This window comes from Microbacterium sp. LWO14-1.2 (assembly GCF_038397715.1).
Lineage (GTDB): Bacteria > Actinomycetota > Actinomycetes > Actinomycetales > Microbacteriaceae > Microbacterium.
Genome location: NZ_CP151633.1, coordinates 2,214,927 through 2,238,096, shown reverse-complemented (window position 1 = coordinate 2,238,096; position 23,170 = coordinate 2,214,927). Strand labels below are relative to the sequence as shown.

Sequence of the window (23,170 nt, the reverse complement as noted above, 5' to 3'; positions counted from 1 at the left end):
CCGGCTCAGGCCTGCACGACGGTGTTCACCGAGCCGTAGCGGTCGACGCCGCTCGCGGCGAGATCGGGACGGATGAGGTGCCGGATGCCGCGGGCGTCGAGCGCCGCGGCATCGAGTGCGTCGAGGGAGGTGACCAGGGCGGGGTCGAGCCCGCCGGCGCACGCATCCACCCACGCCTGGAACACCGCTCCGCCCGGGCTCAGCGCGGCCCGGCTCACCGGCACCTCCCGCTCGTCGACCTCGACGACGATCGCGGTGTCGCGCGCGGGGGCGGCGGTGCGCCGCCGCAGCTCGGGGATGAGTTCGGCCAGGCGGCGGCCGATCGGCTTCGCAGCACCCGTCTGATCGATGAGGCCCAGCGAGTACTCCAGCTCGGGGAAGTCTCCGAGCTCGCGGCTCACGTCGTGCGAGCACCACCAGGTGATGCCCCAGAGGTTCTCGGTGCGCGCGGCCGAACGGACGGTCGCCTCGAGGAAGTCGGGCATCTCGTCGTCGGCGAGGCAGTTCGACGGCGCGCCGACCTCCTGCAGCCAGACCACGCGGTCGGGGTCGGTCGCGAAGGCGCGGGAGAGCTCGATGAGGTACTCGGCGTGCCGGTCGGAGGCCACCGACCTTCCGCCGTAGCGCTGCGCCGTGCCGTTGAAGATCCACGAGTGGATGGTCGTCATCGCCCCCAGGCGGGAGGCGTGCGCCGGCGTGAACCCGTGGCCGTCCATGTACCAGACGGCGTCGTACTCGCTGTGCACGTGCGGCAGCCCCGGGGCCGCCTGCTCGGCCGCCGACAGCAGCGCCGAGATCCATCCGCCCGCCTCGTCCTGCGTCACCGGCCAGGGCGAGGGGTGGGTGTGAGCGGAGAACTGGTTCGTCTCGTTGCCGAGCGTCAGGCCGAGGAAGTTGGGGGCGTCGCGCAGCGCACGGCCGAGGCGATCGACGAGCGCGACCTGGCCGCTCAGGGCCTTGGCGTCGGTGAACATGTTCTTGTCATGCCAGGTCCCGAGCCAGGACGGCACGAAGTCGAAGCTCGACAGGTGGCCCTGGATGACGTCGACGCTCGCGTCCATCCCGAACTCGCCGGCGATGTCGACCACCGCTCGGACGTCGTCGACAGCCCCGTCGCGGATGAAGGTGCGGTTCGGCTGCAGCACGGTCCACAGCGGGAAGACGCGGACGTGGTCGAGGCCGAGCTCCGCGAGAGCCGAGAAGTCGCGGCGCACGTCGTCGGGGGTGAAGTCCAGCCAGGAGTGCATCCAGTCCTTCGACGGCGTGTAGTTCGCCCCGAATCTCAGGGGAGCATCGAGGGCGCCGCGCTGCGTCATGTATCCGGACCTTTCCGACGGTGTCCTCCGGCGAGGACGGGATCGGACCACTATAACGCTTGAGCAACATCGTGCATACCACGCCGCAGATCGCCGCAAGAGGCCGCCGCGGCGAGCCTTGACACGCGCCGTTTCGGATGGTTTCATCTGCTAAAGCGCTGTAGTCCAATGATCGGACCGGCGCCCGATCGCCCGCCTCGAGGAAGAAGCACGATGAGAGTTCCGACACGCATTGCCACGGTGGCAGCCTTCAGCATCGGCGTCCTGGCGCTGACGAGTTGCACGGGAGGTGGCGGCGCGGGCGGCGACAGCGGCCCGATCGACACGTCCGGCGAGCTGAGCGGAACGATCCAGTTCCAGACCTGGTCGCTCAAGAACGAGAAGTTCACGCCGTACTTCGAAGACCTCATCGACGCGTTCGAGAAGGAGCACCCCGACGTCACGGTCGAGTGGCTCGACCAGCCCGGCGACGGCTACCAGGAGAAGATCCTCAGCCAGGCCAACGCCAACACCCTGCCCGACGTGCTGAACCTGCCGCCCGACATCGCCTATCCGCTCGTCGCCGCCGGCAAGCTCCTCGACATCGACGAGGCGGATGCCGACCTGAAGTCGGTCTACAACACGGGCGCGTGGGAGTCCTACAGCCAGTACCCGGGCGTCGAGGGCACGTACGGTCTGCCCTGGTACCTCTCCAGCGACGCCTCATGGTGGAACCTCGCACAGCTCGCGCCCTACGGCGTCACCGAGGACAACCTGCCCACCACGGTCGACGAGCTCCTCACCCTCGCGAAGGACGTCGCATCGCAGTCCGGCGGCAAGGTGCAGCTGCTGTCGTCGATCCCCGCACTCGACACCTTCACGTCCGCCGGTATGGAGGTCATCGACGACGAGGGCGAGTTCGTCTTCAACACCGACGAGGCCGCCGAGATCATCCAGGCCTACGCCGACGCCTACGCGGCAGGAGCGATGCCTGCCGAGGCGCTGACCGGCGACTACGGCGGGAACGCCGAGGCCTACATCCAGGAGAAGGTCGCCTTCACCACCGGCGGCACCGGCTTCACCACCGACCTGCAGAAGGACGCCCCGGCGCTCCTTGAGAACACGGTCGCGACGCCGCGCCTCGGCATCCCTCCCCTGTACGTGCAGGGGCTGAACGTCTCGGCCGACTCCGACAACAAGTCCGCGGCGCTCGCGTTCGCCGAGTACGTCACCAACGAGGAGAACCAGATCGCGTTCTCGTCGCTGGCGGTCGGCACCGCGCCCGGCACGACCTCCGGCGGCGACACGGTCGTCGAGAACATCTCGTCGTCGGTCACCGACCCGAAGCAGCTCGCCGCGATCGACACCGTGTTCACCGCGATGCAGGATGCGAAGGCGATCCCGTTCCAGTGGACGTCCGACATGGCGACGTACATGACGCAGCAGATCGCGCTCGCCATCAACGGCGAGGCCGACCCGAAGACGCAGCTCGACAAGATCGTCGAGTACGCCAACGCGAACCGGGTGGACCAGTAAGCATGGCCGCGGACACCGGCACCCGGAAGCGGAGCAGCGGGATCACCTCCCACAGGTGGTTCACGCCGTGGCTCCTGCTCGCACCCGCCGTCATCTGGGTGCTGGTGTTCGCGCTCTGGCCGTTCCTCAACACGGTCGTCCTGAGCTTCACGGACGCCAAGCCCCTGCGCACGCCCGAGTTCGTCGGCGGCGCGAACTACGAGCGCATGTTCGGCGACGAGATGTTCTGGAACGCGCTCACCACCTGCATCATCTACGTGGTCGTGTGCGTGCCGCTGCTCACGATCCTGCCGCTGCTGCTGGCGCTGCTCGTGCAGAAGAAGCTCCCCGGCATCTCGTTCTTCCGCACCACCTTCTACTTCCCCGTGATCGCCTCGGTCGTCGTGGTCGCCCTGATCTGGACCTGGCTGTTCGACAGTCGCGGCATCATCAACCAGACGCTCGAGTTCCTCGGAGTCGTCGACAAGCCGGTGGCGTTCCTCGTCGATCGGTGGCTGCTGCTGGGCTGCGCCATCCTCCTCACCGTGTGGAAGGGCCTCGGCTACTACATGGTCGTGTACCTCGCTGCACTCGGAAACGTCGGCAAGGAGCTGCACGAGGCGGCGATGCTCGACGGCGCCGGATCCTTCCGTCGTTTCCTGTCGGTGACGATCCCCTCGGTGCGCGGGGCGATGCTGCTGATCTCGGTGCTCATAGCGGTGTCGGCGATGCGCGTCTTCGCCGAGCTCGACGTGCTCTCCAAGAGCACCGGCGGGCCGGGCGGCTACGACATGTCGCTCGTCATGCTGATCCGTCAGGTCGGATCCGGCCTGAACGGCAACATCGGCTACGCCTCCGCGATCAGCGTCGCGCTGTTCCTCCTCACCCTCATCCCGCTCGCCGCGATCGCCTTCATGAATCGCGAGAAGAAGGCGAAGGCTCCCGCATGAGCATCCTGACCCGCCCCCGCACCGAAGACGAGCGCCCCGCCGACGACGCCGCGCCGCCGTCGCGCGAGCGCATCTTCCGCCGCCGCGGTTCGGGCGACTTCAGCAAGCCGACGCTCGGCGGGCTGATCGGCCGCTACGCGCTGCTCCTGCTCGTGCTGTTCCTCGTGATCGGCCCGTTCGTGTGGCAGCTGTCGACCTCGTTCAAGGGCCCGCAGGAGAACATCTACTCCTTCCCGCCGAACCTCATCCCCCGCGATCCGACCCTCGGGAACTACGCCACCGTCGCCGACGTCGTGCCCGTGTATCTGTACGCGTGGCACTCGCTGCTCGTGTCGGTCGGCACCGTGATCAGCAACGTCGTGCTCGCGACCTTCGCCGGCTACGCACTGGGATGCATGCGGTTCCGCGGCAAGTGGATCGTGATGGCCATCCTGCTCTCGACCCTGCTCTTCCCCGGCGAGGTCACCGTGACGAGCAACTTCCTCACGATCCGCGCGCTCGGCCTCGCCGACACCCTGTGGGGCGTCTTCCTGCCGGGAGCGATCAGCGCCATGAACGTGCTGCTCGTCGCGACGGCGTGCCGCATGATCCCGAAGGACGTGCTGGATGCCGCGACGGTCGACGGGGCCACGACCTGGCAGCGCATCCGCCACATCGTGTGGCCGAACATCCGCGGCATGGTCTCGGTCGTCGCGATCTTCGCCTTCATCGGCGCGTGGGACGACTACCTCTGGCCGCTCATCGTGCTGTCCGACCCGTCGAAGTACACCCTGACGGTCGGCATGGCCTACCTGAACAGCAGCTTCTCCGTGGACCCGCGGCTCATCGCTGCCGGCACCATGATCGCCCTCGTGCCCATCGTGATCATGTTCTCGTTCACGCAGCGGTTCTTCTTCAAGGGCGTCCAGGAGGGCGCCGTCAAGGGGTGACCGCGCCGCGGCTCACCCCCGCGGACGGCCCGGCGGACCCGCCGTCGTCGCGCCCGCGCTCCGGCGTCCTCGCGGCGCCGGTGTTCGCGTTCGACGTCGATCCGGCCGCGGGCCCGCAGCGCGTCGACGTGCCGGACCTGGGCCCGATCGAGATCACACCGGACACCGTGCTGCACTGGGCCTTCTACGCCGACAGCGCGGATGCCGCGCTCGCGCCGCACGCCGCGCTCGCCGTATCGGTCGACGTGCGCGTCGATGACGGCGACGGCAACGATGACGGCGACGGGAACGGCAACGGGCTCGGCGACGTCACACGCCTCGGCGACGACCCGGCCGTCCGCGACCGCTACGGTTTCGCGATCACGGCGGACGCGCAGTTCGCGGCACGCTGGAGCATGCCGGAGCAGTGGAACGCCGACACCGTCTCGCTCGCGCCGCTCGCCGGGCGTCGCGGGGCGGTCGAGGTCGTGCTCGGCGCGGGATCGCTGGCCGATGCCGCCGGCCTCCCCGCCAGGGTGAGCGGGTTCGTGCAGGTGCTGGTCGAGCAGCGGAGCGCCGCGGCATCCGACCTCGCTCCCGTGGAGCGGGTCGACACGCGTCGCGGAACGCACTCGGGTGCGCGGTTCTCGCGCGGCAACACCATTCCCGCGGTGGCACGCCCGCACGGCTTCGCGTTCGTGACCCCGGCTACCGACGCCGCCGACGCGAACTGGCCGTACCGCCCGTCCGTGCACGACGATCCGCAGGGCCGCCGGCTGGAGGCGTTGCAGTTCTCGCATCAGCCGAGCCCGTGGATCGGCGACCGCTCGGTGCTCCAGCTCATGCCGTTCGCGGGGACCGCGGCATCGGAGCGCGGCGCCCGCCGGCGCTGGATCGTCCCGGGGTCGGAGCGCGCACGGCCGCACGAGTACGCGGCGGCGCTCGACGACGGGCACGGCGGCCTGATCCGCGCGGAGCTCACGGCGACCGGGCACGGCGCGGCGTTCCGTGTGCGCGGCGACGACGACGAGCGCGTGGGCTTCGTGATCGACCAGCTCACGGACGAGGGAGAGCTCCGCTGGACGGATGCCGACGGTTTCGCGGGCTGGATCCCCGAGGGGTCCGAGGACTGGGGCAATGCCCCGCGCTGCTACTTCGCCGGGCGGGTGGTCGGAGGCGGCTGCGCCGAACGGGGCCCGCTCTCCGACGCCGGACGAGGACGGGTGGCCGGGTTCGTCGCCGGCCGCGGATCGCTCGAGGTGCGGGTGGCCGTGTCATTCCTGTCGATCGAGCAGGCCGAGCGCAGCCTCGCTCTCGAACTCGACGCCGCGACCGGGTTCGACGAGCTGCGCGCCGACGCCGCGGCATCCTGGAACCGGCTGCTCGGCCGCGTCACGATCCCATCGCTGTCCGCGTCCGACGCGGCGTATCGTGCGCTCGCCGATGAGGAGGACAGGGCGCGGATCGCCGCCGCCCTGCATCGCATGCACCTGTATCCGAACACCGCAGCCGAGGACACCGGGTCGGCCCACTCTCCGGCATCCGCGTTCGCCGATGTCTTCGCCGAGCGGACGCCGTTCGGCGAGACGCGCACGGGCGCGCCCGTCGTCGCGGGCGAACTCGTCGTCAACAACGGCTACTGGGACACGTATCGCACGGAGTGGCCCGGCCTGGCGCTGCTCGATCCGGCGCTCGCGGGGCGCCTGCTCGACGGGCAGCTCGCGCAGTACCGCCGCGGCGGCTGGATGGCGCGGTGGAGCGCACCGGGGTACGTCGACAGCATGGTGGGCACGTCGAGCGACCAGATCTTCGCGGATGCCGCGCGCTGGGGCGTCGAGTTCGATCGGCGCGCGGCGTTCGAGAGCGGGTGGCGCAACGCCTGCGAGCCGGGGCCCGACGCACGGCGCGGGCGAAAGGGCATCGACCGCGGCCGCTTCACGGGGTACATCTCCTCGGCAGTACCGGAGGGTATGAGCTGGAGCATCGAGAACGCGATCAGCGACGCCGCCCTCGGCCGGTTCGCCGCGCAGCTCGCGTCCGACGAGGCGACCTCGACGACGGATGCCGCGCGCTACCGCGCCTTCTCCCGCTACTTCGCGAACCGTGCGCTGTCGTACCGCTCGCTGTTCGACCGGGAGGCGGGGTTCTTCCGCGGCCGCGACGACCGGGGATCGTTCTCGTCCGAACCCTTCGACCCGCGCACGTGGGGCGGCGACAACGTCGAGACGAACGCGTGGGGCATGTCGGTCGGTGCGGTGCACGACGGCGACGGACTGGCCGACCTCTACGGCGGCCGAGCCGGACTCCGACAGCACCTCGATGCGCTGTTCGCCGAACCGGAGACCGCCGACGAGCAGTTCGCCGGCGCGTACGGCACGGTCATCCACGAGCAGCGCGAAGCCCGCGCTCTGCGCGCCGGCATGTGCGCGATATCCAATCAACCAGCCCACCACATACCGCTCATGTACGCGTTCACGGATCAGCCGTGGCGCGCGGGCGAGACCGTGCACGAGCTGGCCGGGCGCCTGTTCGCGGGCGCGCACATCGGCCAGGGCTTCCCCGGCGACGAGGACAACGGCGAGATGAGCGCCTGGTGGCTGTGGGCCGCACTCGGGCTCTATCCGCTCGAACTCGCCTCGGGGATGCTGCGCATCGGCTCGCCCCTGCTCGACGATGTCCGCGTCGACCGCGGGAACGGGTCGTCCCTGCGTATCCGGTCGCGCCGCAGCACGCCGAATGCGCACGTGCTGCACGAGGCACGGCTGAACGGCGTCTCGCTCGCGACGGCCGAGCTGCCCGTCGACGCCCTGGTCGGATGTGCGTCCGACGACCTCGTGCTCGATCTCGTGTTCGGCGACGACCCGCAGGACTGGCTCGGCGGAGTCCCTGACACGGATGCCGTGCCCTGGCGTCCCGACCTCACGGCGACCGACGGCTCGCCGATCGCCTCGGAGGGCGTCCGGCACGCGGAGCGCGCGTTCGACGACGGGGATGCGGCCGGCGCCGACGGCGTCGTCCTGCGGCAGGGCGAGTGGATCGGCTGGCGGTTCGCCGAGGCGCGGGCGGTCAGCGACGTCTCGGTGACGACGGTGACGGCGGCGTCCTCGACCGCGCTCGTGTGGGAGTCGGAGACATCGAAGGGCTGGGAGCGGATCGCCGTCACCGCCGAGATCGAGCTTCCCGCGGATCGCACCACGCCGTTCACCCTCGCCGGACGCACCGCGACCTCGGCGCTCCGCGTGCGGGCGGAGGCCGAGGTCACCGTGCGTCAGCTCGAGCTCTTCGATCTGGGCTGACGGCCCCGATTCCCGCTCACTGCGGGGAGTAGACCGTCGCCTCGCCCTTGATCGCCTCGGTGATGCCCGAGATCAGCGACGACTGGTTCGTCGCGGTGAGGTTGTACGCGACGTAGACGCCGTAGCCGTCGGCGGCCGTGCGCTGCGCGAAGTCCGCTGCGGTCGCCGCGCTCGTGTTCGAGAGGTCGATCGCCGCGGCGCCGATGCGCGACCTGTCGTCGAGCCCGGGGACCGTGGGGGCGTCGTAGGTCGGGTAGTACGGATTCCAGGCGTAGTCGAGAGTGGCGCTCACGTCGAAGGCGCCGAAGTCGGTCGTGGTGTACGACGGTCCGATCGCGTACAGCGTGATGAGCTTGTCGGGGCCGAGACGGTCGCGCAGAGCCGACGCCACCCATCCGAACGACTGCGCGTTGGGCTGGGGCGTGCCGTTCGCGCCGTACTGGCTCCACTCGTCGTCGAAGTCGATGCCGTCGAGTCCGTAGGTCGTCACGGCGTCGGCGAGCTGGGCGGCGAACGCGTCGGCCTCGGCGTACGTCGAGAAGTTCGCGAAGCCGGCGCCCTGGTGGTTGCCGAGCACCGACAGCAGCACCTTGGTGCCCTGGGCCTGCAGCGGACGGATCTGGTTCTCGGCATCCTGCAGCGTCTCGGTAACGCGCTCGTTGAAGTGCAGGTACGCCTTCTCGCCGTCGTAGTTGATGTTCGCGGCGAAGATCATCGCCAGGTCGACCGCCGGGGCCCCGGAATCGGAGAGCCGGTAGTCGGCGACGTTCGCTAAATCGTTCGAGTTCACTTCGACATAGACGGCGAGCTTCGCGTCGGTGTCGGGCGCCTCGTCTGCCGCGGCCGACGAGGCGGCGACGCCTCCCACGGCGGCGATGGCGAGCGCAGCGGATGCCGCCAGGCATCGCCGGATCAGGGAATGACGGGGGTTCGGCTGACTCATGGTGGAGCTTCTCCTTCGGCGTCGTTGTCGATCTCGCGCCGCGTCGATGCGGCGTGCCGATGACTATATCGCTTAAGTGAAGCGCTCGGAAGAGGTCGGCGCACACAGCAAAGAGGGGCGGATGCCGCAGCATCCGCCCCTCTCCCCGGCGTCAGATCGGTCGCGATCCGCTCAGATGTTCACGTCGCCCACGAGGTTGACCTTGATGCCCATGCCGGCGAACATCGCGGCCTTCGCGATGAGCGCCTTGTCGGCGGTCTCGGCGTCGGGGGCGTAGACGGTCTGCGCGTGGTTGGCCTTGTGGCGGGCCATGAACTGATCGCGCGAGATGCCGTGCAGCACGACGTGCGCGATCGGCCACTCCGGGTTCGTGTCGTTCTTGCGGCGCTGCGTCTCCTCCTCGGGCAGCTCGACGACCGAGGCCCGGAAGATGTCGGCCTGCAGGATGCCGTCGGCGATGAAGACCCGCGACAGCACGACCTCGCCGGGCTTCGAGACGCCGTTGATCGTGGCGCCGCCCGCGGGGAAGAACACGTGGCCCTGCCGCCATCCCTCGGCGTTCTGCCACCCGCCGAGGTGGGAGGCGGGCACCGAACCCGAGATCTCGTAGACCCAGACGAACCGGCCGTCGTAGTCCTCGCCCCAGCGGACGTCGTGCAGCGTGTTGTCCGGCACGAGCCCCATGGCGCGCCACACCCGGTCGGTCACGAGCGCGTCGACCGCGACACCCTCGTCGGCCTCGTTGAAGTGCGGGAACGCGCGCCCCTCGTGCAGCACCCGCGAGCCGTCGCGGGAGGTGACCGGCGGACGCTCGGTCGAGTTGAGGATGCCCTCGGCGAGGTCGGAGGCGGGCACGAGATCCTTGAGCCCCTGCTGGTACTGGATGCCGACGGCATCCAACCCGAAATCGTCGGCGATGCGCAGCGCGGCGATGTACATCTTGAGCTGCCACTGCACCTGCTCGCGGGTGAGCTCGGTCGCGGCGTCCTCGCCGTACCGGAACGTCATGCCGTGCTCGATGAGCCAGTCGTAGGCGGCATCGGCCTCGGAGTCGGCGACCTCGAGCATCTCGGCGTACAGCGCCGATTGCGACAGACGCTCCTTGTAGATGCCCGTCTTGTTGAGCAGCTCGTCGTCGAAGATCGCGTTGTACATGCCCATGCAGCCCTCGTCGAAGACGCCGATGATGGCCTTCTCCGCGAGCAGTTCCGCCGCGAGCGCCTCACCCAACTGCTTCTCCGGACTGTCGGGCAGCTCGGGCAGCGCGCGCACGTGCGAGGCGTCGTGCGTGATGGTGCCGGTCTCGGTCCATTCGCGGATGCCGTCGCGGAACCAGTCGTCGGTGAAGTCGACCGACCAGATCGACGAGTACGGCTTGTCCATCTTGGTCAGGCCCGCGTTCAGGCCGAGCAGGCCGACCAGGCCGGGCCAGTCGCCCGCGAAGTTCGCGACGGTGAGGATCGGACCCTCATGCGTGCGGAGTCCGGCGAGCACGTGGTGCGAGTACTGCCACACGGCCTCGGCGACGATGAGCGGAGCGTCGACCGGGATGTTCTTGAACACCTCGAGGCCCATGCGCTGACTCGAGATGAAGCCGTGACCGGTCTCGGGGTCGACGTCGTTCGCGCGGATCACGGTCCAGCCCAGGTCGTTCAGCACGCCGGTGACGCCGGCCTCCAGCTCGACCTGGGTCGGCCAGCCGGCCGTGTTGGCCGACTCGCGCAGATCGCCTGACGCGATCAGGTACGCGGTCTTCGGGGCGGATGCCGGGCGGGATGCCGGTGCCGGCAGGGTGTAGGTGGTCATGGTGCCTCTCCGGTGGTGCTGGTGGTGCTTGTGCTGGTGGTGGCGCTGGTGCTGGTGGTGGGTGTGGTGGTGCTGGTCGTGCTCGTCCCGGGCGGTCGGAGATCGACGCGGTGCGTCTCCCCTTCGCCGAGCCGGATCGCGCCGGCGACGCTGCGATCGCGCAGCGCGAGATCTGCGATCTCGAGCCGTCCGCCCTCGACGTGGAGCGTGAGGGAGTCGTCGTCGATCGCGACCCGCCCCCAGCCCGTGCCGGTCGTGAAGAGGCCGGTGAAGAAGCCGCCGCCCGCCGGCGCGAACGAGAGCGTCTTCGTCGGGGCGTCCCACTGCGCACCGCTCGCGCCGAGCAGCAGCGCCCACGACGCGAGTGACCGCGCATAGTGGTTGCCGCACTCGATCTCGTTCCACGGGTTGCGGTCGACGCCGTCGTAGCGCGCGCGGACGGCCCGTTCGATCCGCAGCGCGTCGTCGGAGCGCCCGGCGTACAGCAGCGATGCCGCGACCTGGTGCTCGATGCCGGTCCAGACCTCGTCGGAGTACACGAACGGGATCGTCGGCCGGCCGCCGCGGGGCCAGGAGGCGAGCAGCAGTCCGCCTTCGTCGTTCAGTGCGTACACCCGCTGCGTGCTCTCCTGCGCCGAGAGGTCGTCGCGGAGGTTGTGGGCGACGATCGCGGCGAGCGCCGAGTCGATGTGCGCGGCGGGGAGGATGTGACCGAGGCCGTTGACGAACGCGTGGAACTGTCCGAGCAGCTGGTCCGACAGCACGCCGTCGCCGTACTGGTAGCGGTGCGCATCGACGTCGTCGATCACCTGGCGGTAGTACTCGCCGTTCCACAGCACCTCGTCCATGGCGGCGGCCACGTGGTCGGCGCGGCGCGTCCACTCCTCGGCGCGATCGAGATCACCGAGATGCGCGGCCATGCGCGCCCCCGCGCGGAGCGCGGCGAGATGGATGCCGTTGGCGAGCGGCTCCGTGCCGTGGAACTCGATGTCGTACGTGTTGTGCATCTCGCCGTCGAGCAGACCGTCGCCGTCGCGGTCCCACTCGCGCGCCGCATAGTCGAGGGTGCGGACGGCTGCGGGCCACACTTCGCGCAGGAAGTCGTCATCACCGCTGAAGCGCCACTCGCGGTGCAGGCGCAGCAGCGTGCCGAGCTGGCCGTCGACCGCGGGGGCCATGAACCACGACGGACCGCCGAGCACCCGGTTGCCGCGGAACTTCTGCGCGCCGGCGTCATCGGTCTCGAGCAGGTACTCGGCCCGGCGGGCGCTGCGCTCGAGCGACGGGAACAGCCAGGCCACCGTCTGCGCGTACGACCACACGTGGGTGCTGGTGCCCTCGCAGGATCCGCCGTGATCGAAGGACCCCTCCCACGCCGCGAACACCGGCCCCTCTCCGAGATCGGGATGCGGCGACTCGACGACGAAGCACGTCGTCGACCGGGCCGCGGCGATGTTCGCGCCGACCGCGTCGGCCAGCACGGGGTCGAGGCTGCCGCCGTAGAGCGCCTCGACGAAGGCATCCGTCGTCCGCTCCAGGGTTGGCAGCTCGGTGTGCAGGTGCGCGGCGGCGCTCCACGCGTCGGGCCAGAGCGTCGCGTAGTGGTTGCGGATGATGCCGTCCGCCGGGTCGGCGAACACGATGTGCCCGTGCCAGCCGCTGCGGCGGTTCGGGAAGCTCCACGCGAGCACGAACTCGAAGTCGCGGCTCTCTCCCGGAGCGAGGGTGTGCACGATGCCGAGCGAGCCGGTGCGCAGCCGCGGCAGCTTCGCGAGCATCTGCTCCTCGGTCAGCGGGGCCGCCTCGGAGGAGTCCGCCGCCCCGGTCTCGTCCAGCTCGGCGAAGAGCCCACGCGGCCGGTCTTCGAGCGTGAGACGCGGTTCGGGCTGCAGCAGGCCGTCGTCGGCGAGGTCGTCCCAGAACAGCCGGGCGCCGTCGGGCCAGTAGCTCGTCACCCACTGGGGCTTCACCGTGGTCGACTCGTCGGCGGTGGTGAGGCTCAGCGTGCCGTACCCGGGGTCGTCGTCCGGGAGATCGATGTCGAAGTCGAGCCCGCGCACCCCCTCCTCGTCGCGCCAGCGCACCCGCTGCGTGCCGCGCATTCCCCAGGGAGCGTCGGGCCCCGGCATCCCCCGTCCGGCCGTGTGCGAGACGCTGCCGACGACCGTGACGGCGACGGGGACCTGCCCGGGGTTCGTCACGCGATAGCGCAGCACGGCGGCGGGGATGCCGGACTCGTCGGCGTCGAGGGGGACGAGCGGGGTGAACGCGTGCAGCGAGACGTCGACGGGGAGCGTCGTGTCGGTGAAGTCGACGTCGACGACCGGGTACTCGCCGTGCAGCGTCGCTCCGTCGAGGCGCGGCAGGCCGGCGAGCTGGTCGAACGGGTACCCCGCGTCGGCGTCGTGTCGACCCGTCAGCCGCGCCTCGAGCACGCGGGTGACCGACCGACCGCCCTGGGGTGCCGCATGGATCGCGAAGAACGAGTGCGGGTTGCGGCGTCCCTTGTCGGGGAGGTTCTCGAGCTCCCAGTCGCGCAGCTCGCCTCGAGCCCCGATCGACACGTTCCCGGTGCCGATGCCGCCGAGGGGGAAGGCGGTCGCCTGCGAGGTGTGCGGGATGCTGCGGGCGCGGCGGGTCATGCCGACGCGCCCCTCTGCTCGGCGGCGAGCTCGTGAACGACGTCCGCCGTCTCGCGGTAGAGGCGGGTGTAGCGGTCGAACAGCTCGTCGTAGAGCTCGCGCAGCGAGTCGTCGGGACGGATGGTCTCGGTGACGGGGTTCCACGCGGCGATGCTCGGCGCTTCGCCGTCGGCCGTGGCATCGCCTTCGACCGTGGCGACCGCCGCGAGGAAGGCGGCGCCGTAGCTCGCGCCGATCGTCGTCGCCGGCACCTCCTGCACGAGGCCGGTGACGTCGGAGACGATCTGCAGCCAGAGCCGTCCCTGCGTGCCGCCGCCGACCGCGACGATGCGGCGGATGTCCGCGCCCGCTGCACGCATCGTCTCGACGTTGTGCCGCACACCGAGGGCGGTCGCCTCGAGCGCGGCGCGGTAGAGGTCACCGCGGGTGTGGGCCAGGGTGAGCCCGGCGATGACGCCGCGGGCGTCCGGATCCTGGATGGGCGTGCGCTCCCCCGCGAAGTACGGGAGCACGAGCAGTCCGCGGGCCCCGGCGCCGGAGGCGGTCGCCTCGGCGAGCAGCTGCGGGTAGTCGGCGCCCGTGAGGTCCTTGAGCCACGCGGTGAGGGCGCCGGACGTCGAGAGCCCACCCGCCAGGTTCCTCGTACCGGCGAAGGCCCCGGCCGTGGTCCACATGGAGGGCGTGCGCAGCGTCTCCTCGCCCGTCGCGACGAGGAACATCGTCGTGCCGTACATGAGCATGAGGTCGCCGAGCCCGTGCGCACCGACGCTGACGGCCTCGGTCCATGCGTCGATCGTGCCGGCGATCACGGGAGTGCCCTCAGGGATGCCGGTGGCCTGCGCCGCGTCGGCGGAGACGGCGCCGGCGACATCGCCGGCCCAGAGCAGCGGCGGCTGCTCGATCGACGACGCGTACCGCTGCCACCACTCGTCGTGCCACGCCTCGCGCTCGATGTCGTAGAGAGGCGAGACCTGGCTCGCCGACTGGTGGTCGAGCACGTAGGCGCCGGTCAGGCGTCGGGCGAGCCACGAGGCCGGCATGTACACCCGGCGCGCGCGCTGCCACACGTCGGGCTCCTCGTCGGCGACCCAGACGAGCTTGGGGCCTCCGGCCTGCGAGGTCAGGGTCGATCCGCCGATGCGCGTGATCTCCGACTCGCCCAGTTCCCGCGTCATCCGCTCGATCTGCGCGGTGGAACGGGTGTCGACGCCGTAGAGGATCGCCGGTCGGACGGGGCGATCGTCCTCGTCGGCGAGGAGGATGCAGGGGCCCATGCCGCTCACGCCGACGCCGGCGACCTCGGCGTCGGGCACCGCAGCGAGGAGTTCGCGGGCGAGGTCGACGAACTCGTCCCACCACACGTCGCCGTCCATCTCGACCCACCCCGTGCGCGGGCGGGAGACGTCGTGCGACCGAGTCGCGGTGGCGACGATCGCGCCGTCGGCATCCACCAGCACGCCCTTGCTGCTGGATGTGCCGATGTCCACCCCGAGGGTGCAGCGCATGGTGTCCTCCTTGAAACCCGGGCCGGTGATTCTGAAATCTCTCGCAACTGTACGCGAAATCGATTTCAACGTGCAAGCGCTCCGACCATTGCTGCACCGGAGCGGGCCGGTGACGAGCTGTCCACGCCTTGCGGACCGAACCGGCGCTCGGCGCGACGAGGGACCGAAATACCGTGACAACCTGGGCTTTCGCTCGCAGAATGGAGTCGTGGAGATGACCGAACCCCAGACCTGGACCGTGATCGGCGTGTTCGCCGCGATGATGCTCGGCGGCATGACCCTCATGACCACGCAGTTCAGCCGGGTGATCCGCGCCGAGGTCGGCGGCCTCCGCAGCGAGATGCTGGGGGAGCTGGGCGGATTCCGTGGGGAGCTGAACGGGTTCCGCGGCGAGGTGAACGGACGGTTGGACGTCATCGAGAGCCGCCTCACGCGCGTCGAGTCGAAGGTCGACGACCTCGACACCGAGCTCACCAATCTGGCGACACGGTTCTGGAAGTCGCAGTAGCCGGATTCGCCGTAGCCGGGGGCAGTCGGCGAAGTCAGGCCCGCGCGGTCCGTGCCGGCTGGATCTCGTTGCGCAGCACCACGGTGCGCGAGGGCTGCGTGTCACCGCCGATGCGCTCGAGCAGCATCCGCGCCGCCGTCACGCCCATGTGTCGCGCAGGGAGCCGCACGACCGTCACCGCGCTGGGAGAGAGCGTCGTGAACGGCAGCGAACCGATCACCGCGACGCCCACGCGCGGCGGGGTGAGGCCGCGCTCCGTCAGCACCTGGATCGCGCCGACTCCGATGAGGTTGTTGCCGGCGACGACGGCGTCGGGTGGTTCGGGCAGCGCGAGCAGCTCCTCCATCGCCTCCCGGCCGCCGTCCACGCGGAAGGATGCGAAGCGAGCGAGTCCGTCGACGTCGAGGTCGGGCTGCACCCTGGTCAGCGCCGCCCGCCATCCTGCCGCGCGCTCGGCGGCGGTGTCGATGTGCTCGGGCCCGCCGATGTATGCGATGCGGCGGTATCCGGCATCCAACAGGTCTTTCGCGGCCGACGTCCCTGCCGCCCTGTTCGCCATGACGACTCCGTCGATGTCGTAGGCCGTGCTGCGGTCGACCGCGACGACCGGGCGCCCCGTGGCGAGGATCGTGTCGAGCTTGGTACTCTCGTCGGCGGTCGCGATGATGACGCCGGACATGTGCTCGGCGATCGCGATCCGCAGATACGTCGCCTCCTTTTCGACCTGGGAGTCGGAGTTGCAGAGCACGACCGAGTAGCCTGCCTCGGACGCGACGTCCTCGACGCCGCGGGCCATCTCGGTGAAGTACGGGTTCTCGATGTCGGGGATGACGAGGGCGATCACCTCGGAGCTCTGCCGACGCAGGGAGCGAGCCATCCGGTTGGGGGTGAAACTCAGTTTCGCCGCGGCGTCGCGCACCGCGGCCACCTTGTCCTCCGACACACTCGTGCCGTTGAAGACGCGCGAGACCGTGGCGGGAGACACTCCGGCGAGTTCCGCGACGTCGTAGATGGTGGCCATTCGAACCTCATTGCTGTGCCCGGCCGAGCCGGATCTCCAGCAACAGTAGCGCGCGATCACGGGATCTCTGGTGTTCCATCCTGAAATCGATTACATTGGCCGCCATGACTTACGCATCCTCCGACCTCGCGAGCATCGCAGCGCTGCGATCCGTGCAGACGCGATCCATCAGCCCCGAGAACTTCGACGGATCCGCTGGGGGCGGAGGCCGGGCGACCGAGGGCACGGGGGCGTCGTGCGCCCGCGACCTCGGCCCCGGCTGGAAGATCTCCCCGAGCGTCGACGTCAAGGCCGGCGAGACCTTCGACCTCGCGAACATCGAGGGCGCGGGAAAGATCACCCACATCTGGATCACGACCCACACCGACAACTGGCGCACCCTGCTGCTGCGCGCCTACTGGGACGGGGCGGAGGAACCGGCGGTCGAGGTGCCCTACGGGGACTTCTTCTGCAACGGCTGGGGCGTGTTCGCGCAGGTGAACTCGCAGACCATCGCCGCGAACCCGCACGGCGGGTTCAACTCGTACTGGCCGATGCCGTTCCGCGACGGTGCACGGCTCACGATCGAGAACACGTCTGTCGTCGACGTGCGCATCTACTTCCAGATCACGTACGAGATCGGCGGCGATCACTCGGACGACGCGTACTTCCACGCGCAGTGGCGCCGGTCGAACCCGCTGGAGGAGCTCACCCCGCACGTGATCCTCGAGGGCATCGAGGGCCAGGGGCAGTACGTCGGCACGTACATCGCGTGGGGCGTGAACTCGAACGGCTGGTGGGGCGAGGGCGAGATCAAGTTCTACCTCGACGACGACACCGACTATCCGACGATCGCGGGCACCGGCACCGAGGACTACTTCGGCGGCGCCTGGAACTTCGACATCCCCGGGCAGGGGTACACCGCGTTCTCGACGCCCTATCTGGGGATGCCGCAGATCATCCGACCCGACGGCCTCTACGTCAGCCAGCAGCGCTTCGGCATGTACCGATGGCACCTGCTCGACCCGATCCACTTCGCCACCGGCATCCCGAAGGTCGACATCCAGGCGCTCGGCTGGCGGAGCGGATGGCGCTACCTGCCGCTGCGCGACGACATCGCCTCGACGGCGATGTTCTACCTCGACCGCCCCACGGCGCGCAGGCCCAGGACGCCCTCGGCCGATGACCTGGAGGTGCACCTAGGAACCGCCCCGGTGCCCGACCTCGGCGCCACTCCCCCGCGGTGAGCAGTACTGATCCTGATCCGCCGCCTACCTCGCCGCGGACGAGTCTGGTGTCGTATCCTCGTCGTCGCTCATCAGCCGTGCGTGGAGGTCTCGGAGAGCCCCTTCGACGGAGGGGATGTCCTGTCCGACTGTGACCCGCACGGTCTCGATATCGATCCAGGCGTAGCCGTGCGCGATACGGTTCCGCATTCCCCAGATCACGATCCACTCATCTCCGAACAGGTCCGTCGTGAGGTCCGGCGCACCGCGATGTAGAGCCTCGATCATGGCCGCCAGACGCAGCGACACGGCATCCGCAACAGTCTCGTCGTCAATGCTGCCTCGATCGAGGTGGCGGTGAAGGGCGTCGAGGTGAGCGATCGCTTCCGCTACGAGCTCTGCCGTCGTCCGACTCAGAGCGGCACCGCCTCCGCGAGCACTCGTTCCTTGACGTATGTCGGAAGTGAGCGCAACGGGACGACGTCAACCTGAGCTTCGAGGGCGACCCGCAGCTCCTGCTCCAGCCGGGCGATCGCCCCCAGGCCCATCACGTTCGGAACGTCGATCAGCAGATCGATATCGGAATGAGGCCCCTCATCGCGAGTCGCGACGCTGCCGAAGACGAGCGCCTCCTCGACGCCGTGCTTCGCGAGGATCTCGAGCAGGCTCTCCCGCTTCGTCGCAATGCGAAGAGCCAGCGGACCCGGTCGGCTCTGCTTGAGAAGGCGCGATACCTCGGGCTGACTGCGCCCCACCAAAGCGGCGATCTCTCGCTGATTCGCCCCCTCCGCTGCTGCGCGATGCACGGCATCGACCAACAGGCCGCGCGCGTGGCGATGCAGCGCATCCGCGCGCCGAGCCTCCTGCCGAATTTCCTTGAACGCAGCACTACTCATATAGCAAATACTATCAGGGGTCGGTTCGCGGGCGAGAATGCAGTGGCGGCGGCCTGCACGCCAGTCCTTCCATCGGTCCCAGCACGCCGCTCGCGCCGGTCACGGAGAGCAGCATATGACCACCCGCCTACACGAGCCCCTGCACGCGGAACTGCTCGGAGTGGTAGACGCTGTTGTTGCCGGTGTTCCACTGGCTGACGCTGAGGTGCAGGTCAGACAGCGTCGACCCGGGGATGATGTACCCGCCGTAGAGCTGGGCGACGTGGGAGGAGTCCTCCTGCCCCCACTCCGTGCCGGTCAGCAGGGTGGTCTTCGCGGCGGTGTAGAGATTGTCGGTCGGGGTGTTCAGCACCATCGCGTCGATCCGGTACGCGGCCGCGTTGAACCAGGTGAGGATCCACTTGCCGCCGAGCGGCCGCAGGCACATCTCCCCGAAGCCACCGGGCAGGATCTCGGTCACGGGCTTGCCCCAGCCCCACGAGCCGTTCGCGAAGCCCCAGGGCTGGTAGGCCGACAGGGTGGTCATGTCATTCGACGGCACACGGTAGAGCACGATGCCCTTGTCGCGCTGGAACCCGGTGCCGTAGATGTACACGTATCCGTCGTTGCCGAGGCCCCACGTGATGCACTGGAACTTGCCGCCCGCCATATCCGCCGGGAACTGCAGCCCGGTGTGCTGCCAGGTGGCGCCGTTGTCGTCGGACTTCCACAGCTCGGTCCATCGCACCGCCCCGAACTGCGGGCCGTTCACGATCGCGTGCAGATACATGCGCGAGCCGATCGTGATGACGTCCGACGGGATGACGGTCGTGAAGTACGCATCGTGCGGGTAGTACCAGAACTGCGGCGCCACACCCTGCGTGTTGGCGCCCGCTCCGGCCGAGCCGGTGAAGACGACCCCGGCGGCGAGGTTCGTGGTCGACGAGTAAAGACCGACAGGCGAACGCCAGTTCGCGCCTCCGACGTGATCGGCCCACGTGTCGCCGAAGACGAACAGCAGACGTCCGTCCGGCGTGCGAGCCGGGATGCCGAGATCGGTCGCCCCGATCCCGTACTGCACGGGACTCTGCGTCCCGGCGAGCACCTTCAGTCTCGTGACGGTGAGCGGGCCGGCGGCGGATGCCGGAGCGGCGGCGCCGATTCCGACCGCGGGTGCCGCCAGCATCCCGGCGCCGAGCGCGAGCGCGCCCTGCAGGATGCCTCGGCGGGAGATGAGCGGGGATGTGTGCTGCTCGGTCATCGTCGACCTCTTTCCGTGTGGGTGTCGCTCTGCGTCGGCCGGCCCTACTTCAGACCGGCCATCTTGATGTTTCCGATGATCTGGCGCTGGAAGATGAGGAACAGGATCATGACGGGCGCCGCGGCCAGCACCGAGCCGGCCATGAGCAGCCCCAGCTCGCTCGTGCGCTCGGACCGGAACGTCGCGAGGAACTGCTGCACGACGAAGCGCTCGGGCGTGGTGATGGTGAGGATCGGCCACACGTAGGAGTTCCAGTACGCGAGGAACGACGTGATGCCCATGACCACGAACGGCGGCTTCGACAGCGGCAGGAAGATGCGCACGAAGATCGCGAACCGTCCGCAGCCGTCGAGCATCGCGGCCTCCTCGAGGCTGGCGGGGATGTTCAGGTAGAACTGGCGGATGAAGAACACCGTGCCGGCGCTCGCAGCCCCAGGCAGCACCAGCACGGCGAGCGTGTCGAGCATCGACAGCCGGGTCACGACGATGAAGCTTGTGAGCAGGATCGTCATCCCCGGGATGAACATGGTCGTGATGACGATGACCCACAGCGTGCGCTGGAACCGGAAGTCGAGGCGAGCGAACGCGTAGGCGGCGAGCGAGTTGACGGTCAGGCTCAGCAGCGTGAAGAGCACCGCGCCGCCGAACGTCCACAGCATCGTGCGGGTGAAGGTGGGGTCGGCGAGGATCTGCGCGTAGTTCTCCCAGCGCCACACCTCGGGGAAGAACTGGAACGGGGTCTGGATGACCTCGGTCTTCGACTTGAATCCGGCGATGATCATCCAGGCGAGCGGGAACAGCGCCGCCACGAGGAACACCGCTCCTGCGAGCATCTTCGCGATGACCGTCGCCCACGATCCGGGGGTCCTCGGCAGGCGGGCGCGCCGGGACGGCTCGGTCCCTGCGAGCACGATCCCGCGCGTGGTGTCCTGCGGCGCGATGGTGACCATCAGTCCACCAGCCTCTCGGAGTTGACGAACTTGAAGACGATCGCCGAGACCGTGCCGAGCACGACGAACATGACGAGCGCGGCGGCGATCGAGTACCCGACGTTGATGTCGTTGCGGAAGTGGTTGAAGATGAACAGGTTCGGCAGGGTCGTCGAGTCCAGCGGCCCGCCGCCTGTCATCACGAGCGGCAGCTCGAACTGCTGGATGGCCGCGACGAATCCGGTGATCAGCAGGTACAGGATGATGTTCTTCATCTGCGGCAGCGTGATGAAGGCGGTCTTCTGCCACCAGTTGGCGCCCTCCATCGCCGCCGCCTCGTAGAACTCGGTGGGGATGTCGACCATCGCGGCGACCATGATGAGCGACGTGAGTCCCATGCCCAGCCAGATCGCGGGGATCGCGATCGCGAGCAGCGCCCACGCCGGGTCGCCGATCCAGGCGATCGGGTCGACGCCGAAGATGCCGAGGAACCAGTTCAGCAGTCCGCCCGAGTAGTCGTACATCAGCACGAAGATGATCGACGTGATGACCGACGAGATGATCGTGGGGATGTAGATGCTGACCTTGAGGATGCCGGCGAAGCGCCGCGACACGCTCACCACCAGGCTCGCGAAGAAGAATGCGAGCACGAGCATGGGCGGCACCGTCATCGCGACGAAGGCGAAGCCGCGGCCCACCGACGCCCAGAACAGCGGGTCGCTGAGGACGGCGGTGAAGTTGCGGAAGCCGACGAACTCGGGGTCCTTGTAGAAGCTCCAGTTCTGGAACGACAGGAACCCCGCGTAGATCGCCGGCCAGATCACGAAGATCCCGAGCAGGCCGACCACCGGGAGCAGGAAGAGGTACGCGACCTTCGTGTCGCGGTAGCGTCGGGCGTCCGTGCGGCGTCTCACCGCCCGCCGCTCCGTCGAGACTGCACTGACCATCGTTCGCTCCACCCGTTCCCTCGTTCTGACGTGACCCGCAGGCGGGGGCGGCGCGCGGCGCCGACCCCCGCGTGGAGTGCTACTGGCTCGGCGCCTTGTCGGCGAGACCCTCGCGGTCGATGACCGTCTGGATGGCCTTGTTCGCGGTGTCGATCGCGGCATCCGGCGACGCGGACCCCTTCATGACCGACTCGAAGGCGGTGCCGACCGCGAGGGAGACGTCCCACGGGTAGGTGGGCTCGGGGATCGCGTTCGGGGCGATCTCCTCGGTGATGATCGACGACCAGGGGGCGTCGGCCGCCTTGGGGTCGGCCGCGACGGCATCCTGCACCGACTGCCGCACCGGCGCCTTGGTGAACTGCGTGTCGACGAAGAACGGCACGAGGTTCTCGGGGTCGCCCGCGATGGCCCAGGAGAGGAACTTCCCCGCGGCCTCGGCGTTCTTGGTCTTGGCGTCGACGACCCACTTGAAGTTACCGAGCGTGGTGGCGGTGCGGCCGTCGGCCTCCGCCGAGTTCACCATCGGGCCGATCCCGGTCTTGCCGAGCACGTCGGCGTAGTCCGAGCCGATCTCCGACAGCATCCACGACCCGGAGACCTTGAACGCGACCTTCTCCTCGCCGAAGTCCTTGCCCCCGCCGTAGTCCGCGAGGGGCTGCTTGGGCATGTACCCCTCGTCCCACAGCGTCTTGTACTGCGTCATCATGTCGCGGTACCCGGCGTCGTCGATGTCGGCGGCGGTCCAGTCGGAGTTCAGCGCGGTGTGCCCGGCGAAGTTGTACTGCTGTCCGACGGTCGACCACGCGAACGTCGCCGCGTCCTGCGCCGGCGAGATGCAGTACTGCCCGTCGGCGAGGGTCGGCTGGATCTTGGCGCACGCGTCCATGAGCTCGTCCCACGTGGTCGGCCCCTGCTCCGAGTCGACGCCCGCCGCGTCCAGCATGTCCTTGTTCCAGAACAGCACCGCCTGCGGCTCGAGCAGCAGCGGATAGGCGTAATAGGTGCCGTCGATCTCGGACACGGGCTTCGCGGCATCCGAGATCTCGGCGAGGGCGTCGTCCGGCACGATCCCGTCGAGCTCGTGCAGCTGCCCCGCGTTCACCGCGTCCTGGATGCTTCCGGGGTGGGTGTAGATGTCAGGCGCCTTGCCCGCGGCCTGCGCGGCCTTCATCTTCTGATCCCACGCATCGCCGGGCACCTGCGTGCCGACGACCTTGATCTCGTCCTGCGAGTCGTTGAACTTCTTGATGATGTCCTCGTACCACTCGTTCTCGACCGGCGTGAAGTTGCGGTGCCAGAACTGGATCGTGGTGACGCCATCCTCGCCGCCGGAGTCGGCGGATTCTCCTGGCGTGCCGGATCCGCAGCCGGCGATCATCGCGCCGATGGTGAGAGCCCCGAGAGCGGCGAACGTCGCCCTGCGGGTGCGTGGGGTGATTCTCATGGGTTCCTCCTCAGGAACGGACTCCTCGTCGAGTCGCTGCTGTGTGCTCGGCTGTCGCCGAAACCCACCGGCCCAGCCGACGGTCCTCGGCGACCGGGTATGCGCCAGAGTAAGCGAAAT

The 23,170-nt window shown here is 69.2% G+C and carries 17 protein-coding genes; 6 read left to right on the top strand and 11 right to left on the bottom strand.

The window, feature by feature from the left end; genetic code table 11:
* Nucleotides 1-5: 5 nt before the first annotated feature.
* Complete coding sequence (locus tag MRBLWO14_RS10735; protein ID WP_341933146.1) at nt 6-1,316, bottom strand: glycosyl hydrolase; 1,311 nt, start codon at nt 1,314-1,316, stop codon at nt 6-8.
* A gap of 213 nt (nt 1,317-1,529) precedes the next feature.
* Here MRBLWO14_RS10735 and MRBLWO14_RS10730 point away from each other — a divergent pair, with 213 nt between their 5' ends.
* The 4 genes from MRBLWO14_RS10730 to MRBLWO14_RS10715 are packed head-to-tail and all read left to right on the top strand — an operon-like array spanning nt 1,530 to nt 7,964.
* Nucleotides 1,530-2,831, top strand: coding sequence for an extracellular solute-binding protein (locus MRBLWO14_RS10730; RefSeq protein WP_341933145.1), 1,302 nt, complete (start codon nt 1,530-1,532; stop codon nt 2,829-2,831).
* 2 nt (nt 2,832-2,833) lie between these two features.
* Nucleotides 2,834-3,760 carry a sugar ABC transporter permease gene (locus tag MRBLWO14_RS10725; RefSeq protein WP_341933144.1) on the top strand — a complete coding sequence of 309 codons (927 nt, stop codon included), beginning with the start codon at nt 2,834-2,836 and terminating at the stop codon, nt 3,758-3,760.
* Nucleotides 3,757-4,689, top strand: coding sequence for a carbohydrate ABC transporter permease (locus MRBLWO14_RS10720; protein WP_341933143.1), 933 nt, complete (start codon nt 3,757-3,759; stop codon nt 4,687-4,689). The genes MRBLWO14_RS10725 and MRBLWO14_RS10720 overlap by 4 nt, the downstream gene beginning before the upstream one ends.
* Nucleotides 4,686-7,964, top strand: a complete 3,279-nt coding sequence (locus tag MRBLWO14_RS10715; protein ID WP_341933142.1) for a glycoside hydrolase domain-containing protein — start codon at nt 4,686-4,688, stop codon at nt 7,962-7,964. The genes MRBLWO14_RS10720 and MRBLWO14_RS10715 overlap by 4 nt, the downstream gene beginning before the upstream one ends.
* A gap of 16 nt (nt 7,965-7,980) precedes the next feature.
* Here MRBLWO14_RS10715 and MRBLWO14_RS10710 read toward each other — a convergent pair whose 3' ends face one another.
* From MRBLWO14_RS10710 to MRBLWO14_RS10695, 4 genes are all read right to left on the bottom strand, one after another.
* Complete coding sequence (locus tag MRBLWO14_RS10710) at nt 7,981-8,907, bottom strand: endo-beta-N-acetylglucosaminidase H (protein ID WP_341933141.1); 927 nt, start codon at nt 8,905-8,907, stop codon at nt 7,981-7,983.
* A gap of 171 nt (nt 8,908-9,078) precedes the next feature.
* Nucleotides 9,079-10,713 (bottom strand): fucose isomerase, encoded by a 1,635-nt coding sequence (locus MRBLWO14_RS10705; RefSeq protein WP_341933140.1) that lies wholly within the window; start codon nt 10,711-10,713, stop codon nt 9,079-9,081.
* The gene (locus MRBLWO14_RS10700; RefSeq protein WP_341933139.1) at nt 10,710-13,355 is read right to left on the bottom strand and encodes a GH116 family glycosyl-hydrolase; all 2,646 of its coding nucleotides are present in this window, start codon (nt 13,353-13,355) and stop codon (nt 10,710-10,712) included. Before MRBLWO14_RS10700 ends, MRBLWO14_RS10705 begins: the two co-directional genes overlap by 4 nt.
* Nucleotides 13,352-14,860: an FGGY-family carbohydrate kinase gene (locus MRBLWO14_RS10695; protein ID WP_341933138.1), complete on the bottom strand. Its 1,509-nt coding sequence runs from the start codon at nt 14,858-14,860 to the stop codon at nt 13,352-13,354. The genes MRBLWO14_RS10700 and MRBLWO14_RS10695 overlap by 4 nt, the downstream gene beginning before the upstream one ends.
* A 214-nt stretch (nt 14,861-15,074) precedes the next feature.
* On the opposite strand from MRBLWO14_RS10695, the gene MRBLWO14_RS10690 reads away from it, so the two are divergent.
* A complete protein-coding gene (locus MRBLWO14_RS10690) occupies nt 15,075-15,368 on the top strand; it encodes a hypothetical protein (RefSeq protein WP_341933137.1) in 294 nt (97 codons plus the stop codon).
* 34 nt (nt 15,369-15,402) lie between these two features.
* Here MRBLWO14_RS10690 and MRBLWO14_RS10685 read toward each other — a convergent pair whose 3' ends face one another.
* Nucleotides 15,403-16,389, bottom strand: a complete 987-nt coding sequence (locus MRBLWO14_RS10685; RefSeq protein WP_341933136.1) for a LacI family DNA-binding transcriptional regulator — start codon at nt 16,387-16,389, stop codon at nt 15,403-15,405.
* Between the two features lie 104 nt (nt 16,390-16,493).
* On the opposite strand from MRBLWO14_RS10685, the gene MRBLWO14_RS10680 reads away from it, so the two are divergent.
* Nucleotides 16,494-17,615 (top strand): glycoside hydrolase family 172 protein, encoded by a 1,122-nt coding sequence (locus MRBLWO14_RS10680; protein WP_341933135.1) that lies wholly within the window; start codon nt 16,494-16,496, stop codon nt 17,613-17,615.
* Between the two features lie 392 nt (nt 17,616-18,007).
* On the opposite strand, the gene MRBLWO14_RS10675 is transcribed toward MRBLWO14_RS10680, so the two are convergent.
* The 5 genes from MRBLWO14_RS10675 to MRBLWO14_RS10655 form a co-directional block, all read right to left on the bottom strand.
* Nucleotides 18,008-18,490, bottom strand: coding sequence for a nucleotidyltransferase domain-containing protein (locus MRBLWO14_RS10675; RefSeq protein ID WP_341933134.1), 483 nt, complete (start codon nt 18,488-18,490; stop codon nt 18,008-18,010).
* A gap of 127 nt (nt 18,491-18,617) precedes the next feature.
* Nucleotides 18,618-19,730 (bottom strand): DUF4185 domain-containing protein, encoded by a 1,113-nt coding sequence (locus tag MRBLWO14_RS10670; RefSeq protein WP_341933133.1) that lies wholly within the window; start codon nt 19,728-19,730, stop codon nt 18,618-18,620.
* A gap of 44 nt (nt 19,731-19,774) precedes the next feature.
* Nucleotides 19,775-20,680 (bottom strand): carbohydrate ABC transporter permease, encoded by a 906-nt coding sequence (locus MRBLWO14_RS10665; protein ID WP_341933132.1) that lies wholly within the window; start codon nt 20,678-20,680, stop codon nt 19,775-19,777.
* Nucleotides 20,680-21,606 (bottom strand): sugar ABC transporter permease, encoded by a 927-nt coding sequence (locus MRBLWO14_RS10660; protein ID WP_341933131.1) that lies wholly within the window; start codon nt 21,604-21,606, stop codon nt 20,680-20,682. The genes MRBLWO14_RS10665 and MRBLWO14_RS10660 overlap by 1 nt, the downstream gene beginning before the upstream one ends.
* Nucleotides 21,607-21,685: 79 nt before the next feature.
* A complete protein-coding gene (locus MRBLWO14_RS10655) occupies nt 21,686-23,050 on the bottom strand; it encodes an extracellular solute-binding protein (RefSeq protein WP_341933130.1) in 1,365 nt (454 codons plus the stop codon).
* Nucleotides 23,051-23,170 lie beyond the last annotated feature (120 nt).